The organism is Okeania sp. SIO2B9, from assembly GCF_010672505.1.
Lineage (GTDB): Bacteria > Cyanobacteriota > Cyanobacteriia > Cyanobacteriales > Microcoleaceae > Okeania > Okeania hirsuta.
The window spans coordinates 1-6,378 of record NZ_JAAHGK010000322.1; the positions used below are offsets into that span (position 1 = coordinate 1).

At 35.6% G+C, this 6,378-nt stretch carries 7 protein-coding genes and 1 pseudogene; 5 read left to right on the top strand and 3 right to left on the bottom strand.

Features of this window, described 5'->3' with window-relative positions:
• Positions 1-127 precede the first annotated feature (127 nt).
• Positions 128-374 (bottom strand): annotated as a pseudogene (tnpA, locus tag F6K13_RS35795) (IS200/IS605 family transposase); the annotation flags it as partial.
• An 18-nt stretch (positions 375-392) separates the two neighbouring features.
• Positions 393-527, bottom strand: coding sequence for a hypothetical protein (locus F6K13_RS35800; protein ID WP_375339358.1), 135 nt, complete (start codon positions 525-527; stop codon positions 393-395).
• Positions 528-593: 66 nt separating this feature from the next.
• Between F6K13_RS35800 and F6K13_RS13250 the strand changes: the two genes are divergently transcribed.
• The 5 genes from F6K13_RS13250 (at position 594) to F6K13_RS13270 (ending at position 5,179) form a co-directional block, all read left to right on the top strand.
• Entirely contained in the window at positions 594-851 is a 258-nt protein-coding gene (locus tag F6K13_RS13250; protein ID WP_124143834.1) for a hypothetical protein, read from the top strand.
• A gap of 499 nt (positions 852-1,350) precedes the next feature.
• On the top strand, positions 1,351-1,503 hold the full coding sequence (locus tag F6K13_RS13255; RefSeq protein WP_205127269.1) for a hypothetical protein: 153 nt from the start codon (positions 1,351-1,353) through the stop codon (positions 1,501-1,503).
• Between the two features lie 1,092 nt (positions 1,504-2,595).
• Positions 2,596-3,318 (top strand): aldehyde oxygenase (deformylating), encoded by a 723-nt coding sequence (locus F6K13_RS13260; protein WP_124143833.1) that lies wholly within the window; start codon positions 2,596-2,598, stop codon positions 3,316-3,318.
• A 171-nt stretch (positions 3,319-3,489) separates the two neighbouring features.
• Positions 3,490-4,509 (top strand): long-chain acyl-[acyl-carrier-protein] reductase, encoded by a 1,020-nt coding sequence (locus tag F6K13_RS13265; RefSeq protein WP_124143832.1) that lies wholly within the window; start codon positions 3,490-3,492, stop codon positions 4,507-4,509.
• 373 nt (positions 4,510-4,882) lie between these two features.
• Entirely contained in the window at positions 4,883-5,179 is a 297-nt protein-coding gene (locus tag F6K13_RS13270) for a hypothetical protein (protein WP_124143831.1), read from the top strand.
• A gap of 367 nt (positions 5,180-5,546) precedes the next feature.
• Here F6K13_RS13270 and F6K13_RS13275 read toward each other — a convergent pair whose 3' ends face one another.
• Complete coding sequence (locus tag F6K13_RS13275; protein WP_124143830.1) at positions 5,547-6,245, bottom strand: sensor histidine kinase; 699 nt, start codon at positions 6,243-6,245, stop codon at positions 5,547-5,549.
• Between the last annotated feature and the right edge of the window lie 133 nt (positions 6,246-6,378).

Consider the following 6,378-nt stretch of genomic DNA (forward strand, 5'->3'; position numbering starts at 1 on the left):
CTGACTCCGTAACAATTTTTTCTGTTTAAGAGTGATAATTTCGGGAAAAAACCATGAAATACTTGATAACATGGCCAAACTTGTACTCCTCAATATTTTTCTCTGGCGACAATGAATTAGCCCTGCCCTAATGAGGGTCGTTGATGTATTCCAAAATCAAGGGCGGTGCTGACTTTTCCAGTAGTATAATAAAAATAACTGTGAGTTCATAAACTAGGCAGCTTGCATAATTCAGAAGACTCTTGTCGCAACAATCGAGAAGACCTGCCTTTTAAAGCTTTGACTATTTTGTGGATTGCCACATCACAGCCATGCTCTACCAATACATGAACATGGTCTGGAGCTATTTCTAATCCTTTGATTAACCAACCTTTTTCTGTGGTCACTTCCCATCAAATTTTGCCTAACCTGGTTTTAACTTCACCCGCTAAAAGCTTTTTGCGTCCTTGAGGTATCCAGACTAAATGGACATGAGCCAAACCGACAGAATGGTTGTTATGACGATATTCTTTTGAAAGATTTTTCATATTGATAAGTTGACATTTATCGGCATCTTGATGATCATAAAAATATGAGCAAAAAAAACAAAAAACATGGGATGTCAACAAGCTTTACTGCATCCCGTTCAAAACCTATTAGCCATATTAGAATACTTGTGTGGCGAGGCCAATAAGGTATTCAATTGTTCTGTTTATTATGGCCGACTAGTCTGGTTTAAAGAGAATAGATTTGTCACTCAAGGCGAAGTTTGTGGGCAGATGAAATGGAAGGTACATTTTAATGATATCTATGGTTCTAGTTCCCAACAAATATGCAACGGTGTTGTTGAATCTTTGAGAAGTTTTAAATAGCTACTTAAGCTGTTTGGAAAAGATGAATTAGCAAATAAACCCAAGGCTGCTAACTATTGAAAACCTGGTTTATTTACTGTTTATTATTCTAAAAAATCCCTCAAACTTACTGATCAAGAAATTAAAGTTCCATTAGGACGCAAAGTTAAAGCATGGTTTGGATTGGACGCTGTTTAGATTCCGATGTCGAGTAACTTAGACTGGGACTTAATTAAAGAGATTAGGATTTGACCTCGTCATGGTTGTTTCTATACTGAGTTTATCATTTTCTTTGTGGGTTTAATACCCCACCGTCAACAGGGGTGTTCACGCATTACTTGGGGGAGCGAATCCCCATGTAATTTTCCTCCTGTCTCCTGTCTCCTGTCTCCTGTCTCCTGTCTCCTTCTTCAATTATGAAATTAAAACTCAACCAGTTAAACTAGATTTCCATCAAGCACTTTCCATTGACCACGGTTTAAACAATTGCTTAACCTGTGTAGAGACTCAGGGCCATAGCTTGATTATTGATGGTAAACATCTCAAGTTCAAAAATCAACGTAATCGTCAGATGGGTGATGGTGTTAACAAAACAGCAAAATTGGTTATTAATCATTGTCTTAAACATGAAATTGGTACAGTCGTTTTTGGTTGGAATAAAGAGCAAAAATAGTCAATTGAATTGGGAACTAAAACCAATCAAAAGTTTGTACAAGTTCCTAATGCTAGATTCAAAGAAAGAATCGAGGAACTTTGTAACTTATATGGGTTGCAATTTGTAGAACAATCAGGAGTCCTATACCTGGCAATCATCGTTTTTAGGCAATGATGCTCTGCCAAAATACGGTGAAAAACCCGATCACTGGGAACCATCAGGAAAGCGTATTAGGGGAGATTTATATCAATCTGCTTTGGGTTTTTTGATTAATTCCGACTGCAATGGTGCTGCAAACATTCTGACAAAAGTATCTCGAAGGCTTAAGCTCAACTTAAGTCAACTAAGTAGAGGCGCATTGACAACGTCTTTAAGAGTTCGATTTTGGGCTACTTAAGAATCTGCGTCTCTTTACAGCGCTTTTCAAATTGATGAACCACATCTTCACAAACAAAACTTTGTAGGGACGTTCCATCGAAAGTTCCTACTGTGGTCTACCCAAATGAAAACCGCTGTAGAGCGCAGAGTGTCAAGGGCCGTTGTAACCAAGATAGTATTAAAGAAATATTGGCCATTATAAAATACGACAACATATAACAGCGGTCAACGTAAATAATAGCCATAAATAACAAAGTGTAATCTAAAATATCAATAGGTAAGCCAAGTAAATATTCACTGTACTTATGAGGTTGACATATTTCCCCGCTTGCCCATAGCACAACATCGAGGGATGCTTCAACTTTCACAGGTAATCCTTGTTCATACACTAGGTGATGTCGCTCCCCTGTATTTTGATAATAATATTGGTCTCTATCTCGTACAACTTTCTCTGACTAAAGTTTGCGGGACTTCTCATTGTTTCTGTTAAAATGGTCAGTGGATTAATGTATAATTTAATTTTGAGTAAGTATTTATACTAAAAACTCAACTAGAATTGACATAAATGGAGGTTCTTACCAAGATTAAGGCCAAATTCACCGAATAAATTACAGTTATACTAGGCAATTATTCTAGAAAGTAGGTACAGTAAACTATAAGCTAAGTTAAGATAAACCAAATATTTTTCTTTGCCCTGATAAAGCAATTTTTTGATGAGGAGATAACTAACTGATGACAAAGCTTGAAGCAATTTCTACCATAGATTCTCAAAGTGAAACTGACAAAACAATATTTGTAAGTTTCACTTACAAAGATGCCTACAGCCGAATCAATGCAATTGTCATTGAAGGAGAGCAAGAGGCATACGAAAATTATATAAGTCTGGTTGAAATGCTACCAGACCACGAAGAGGAACTCAAGAACCTCTCCAAAATGGAAAATCGTCACAAAAAAGGCTTTCAAGCTTGTGGCCGAAATCTGAAGGTGACACCAGATATGGAATTTGCCAAAAGTTTTTTTGAGCCACTACATACAAACTTCCAAGAAGCAGCAAAAACAGGTAATTTAGTTACTTGTTTGCTAATTCAATCTCTAATTATTGAATGCTTTGCGATCGCAGCCTACAATATCTATATACCAGTTGCCGACCCCTTTGCTCGGAAAATTACTGAAGGTGTAGTCAAAGATGAATATACCCACCTCAACTTTGGCGAAGTATGGCTAAAAGAGCATTTTCAAGACTCCAAAGCTGAACTACAGAAAGCAAACCGCCAAAACTTACCCGTAGTATGGAAAATGTTGAACCAGGTGGAAAAAGATGCGAAGACCCTGGGAATGGAAAAAGATGCTTTGGTTGAAGACTTTATGATTGCTTATGGCGAAGCTTTGGACAATATTGGCTTTAAAACTGGAGAAATCATGCGTATGTCAGCTTATGGTCTAGCTGCCGTATAGTTAATTTCAATCAAAATGGAAATTAGGACGAGCAATGAGTAATGGCGTAGCATTTAACAAAAAACTTTTTCATAGTGAAAATATATAGTTGCCAACTGCCATATACCAATTTCTCTCTGATTTCCACACACCATCAACAATAACTAACTTACTAATAATACTTACAATTTAATGTTTGGTCTAATTGGTCATCTAACTAGCTTAGAACACGCCCAATCAGTAGCAAGGGATCTAGGGTATCCAGAATATGCAGATCAAGGTCTTGATTTCTGGTGTAGCGCTCCGCCTCAAATAGTCGATACAATTAAAGTAACAAGTATCACAGGTCAAAAAATTGAAGGCAAGTATGTAGAATCTTGTTTTCTACCGGAAATGCTAGCAGCTCGCCGAATCAAAGCAGCAACTCGCAAAATAATGAATGCTATGGCTCATGCTCAGAAGCATGGTATTGATATAACTGCTTTAGGGGGTTTCTCATCAATTATTTTTGAGAATTTTAATTTGCAAAAGTTTCAGCAAATCCGCAATATTACATTAGAATTTAAACGTTTTACTACTGGTAATACTCATACAGCCTATATTATCTGTAAGCAAGTAGAACAAGCTGCCCAAAAGTTAGGAATCGAATTGTCAAAAGCAACAGTTGCAGTATGCGGGGCAACTGGTGATATTGGTAGTGGAGTCTGTCGTTGGTTGAATACTCAAATAGAAGTGGCAGAATTATTATTGATAGCTCGCGAGCAAGAGCGGCTAAAAAATCTACAAGCGGAATTAGGACGAGGTAAAATTTTAGAATTAAATGCAGCTTTGCCTCTGGCGGATATTATAGTTTGGGTAGCTAGTATGCCAAAGGGTGTAGCAATTGATCCAAATGTTTTGAAGAAACCTTGTTTATTAATTGACGGTGGTTATCCAAAAAACATGGCGACTAAAGTTCAGCAAGAAGGAATCTATGTTCTTAATGGTGGAATAGTAGAACACTCTCTTGATATTGACTGGAAAATTATGAATATTGTCAATATGGATGTGCCTGGTCGTCAGTTGTTTGCCTGTTTTGCAGAGTCAATGCTATTGGAGTTTGAAAAGTTATATACTAATTTTTCTTGGGGGCGTAATTTAATTACTGTAGAAAAAATGGAACTAATTGGTCAGTTATCTGTCAAACATGGATTTAGCCCTCTAATGCTTTGAAGAATGCAGAAGAAATATTTAATTTATTAATTTAGGAACATTTGATTTTCTTCTAGTTCAAAAGTAAAAGAACATGGATAATTGATGTTTTGTGAACAATTAAATGAAGGGCGTTGCTAAATGAATGTATAATTTTTCTAGATTTTGAATTAAGTTTATAGCTTTCAGCGATCTATTCTTATCATACCCATAATCAAAAACGCCCTTTTTTAGTTTTACTTCCTCTCTCCAATACTATAATTAATCCCGAATTAATACAACGCCAAATTTTCACTGGAGCGATCACTACTATATTTCCGGAATTTCCTGATGGCATGAAGGATCTAACTAGAAGAACCTAGATAAGTTTATCCAATGTTTGGAGTGGGAAGATATGTCTAATAATTCTACATCAAAATTTCGTCCAAGAAAACATATTATTTCTCTTGGTTGGTTTAGCTTTATAATGATTAGTAGTTTTACTGGTTTAATTAGAGATGGAAATTTTGGGAGCTTACCAATAAATTTTTTAATTGGTAGTATTCCAGTGGCTATTGGTCATAATCTTGATATTCAGAATCAGAAAAAAGAGCAGAAATTGCTTTTAGCAGAACAGGAAAAACGTAAATTAAAACTAATGGTAGATTTAGCTGTGAGTCAAACCTTGCTGGAAAGAGCGGAAAATTTATAATATAGCAGAAGAAAGAATAAAGAAGGAAGAATAAAGAATAAAGAAGGAAGAGGGAAGAGGGAGGAAAGCTATTTATTGAGCAAGAAAAAAAACTGAAATTTCCTGTAGATATTCACCCTTGGGTTTACACAAACGATTGCCCTCAGACATGATATGACTTGAGAAAGGATAGGAGTTCCTCAAAGATAGTTAGTGAAGGTTTTCCATTTCCCTTACAGCGCTTTTCAGATAGATAAACTACATCGTCATAACCAAAATCCTGTAGGGGCTTTTTGGCCATTTACTAACGTAGAGCTGCCACTTTATATGTTGCGGAGCAAAACGCCCCTACTGTGGTTTATTGAAATGAAATGAAAAGCGCTGTAATTTAAAATCTGGATTTATAGTTGAGAGGATAAAATCTTAAATTAACTACTGTACCCTTACAACTATCAAAATTAATTTCAGCTTTCAATTGTTTAGAAATAATTTGTACTAATTTTAACCCTAAAGAAGAACTATTTTGCCAATCAAAACCAGGAGGAATACCAATACCATTATCTTTTATTGTAAAATAAACTTTTTCTTGTTGATCTTGATATAATTCAATACATATTTCTCCAGATTTATTATTAGGGAAAGCGTGTTTAAGTGAATTAGTCACCAATTCATTAATTAACAAACCACAAGGAATTGCAGTTTCTAAATTAAGAGCGATCGCTTCTACATGAATTATAGGTTTAATTTGACTTTCTCTGTCCCCGTAAGAACAAAACAAATTATCTATCAAAGCATGAATATATTCACTACCGACTAAACCAATTAATTCATCTCCAGAAACCATAGGAATGCACAACAAAGATTGAATTGATTGTGCTGACAATATTCGTTTTTCTCTGCTTGCTTCCAGAGGTAAATTGGAGACTAATGGTATATGTACGACCTCAAATTTATTCAGCTTTTCCATTATCCATGGTAAATAATCTATAAGAAAATTCTGTTGAACTTCAATTTTAGCTTCTGTTTTTGTAGCTCTCCATTGGTGAGTATTACTAACTTGAAGTCGATCGCTACTTATTAAAAACATATAATATCAAATCCGGTAGCATCGGAGTAATTAAACCTGAATTTTCGGCCACCAATGGTACTGGGTTATAGCCTTGATTGCAAATTGCTGTGTTAAAAGAACTTGACAACGCTCAAACAGAATTTCTTCTAAC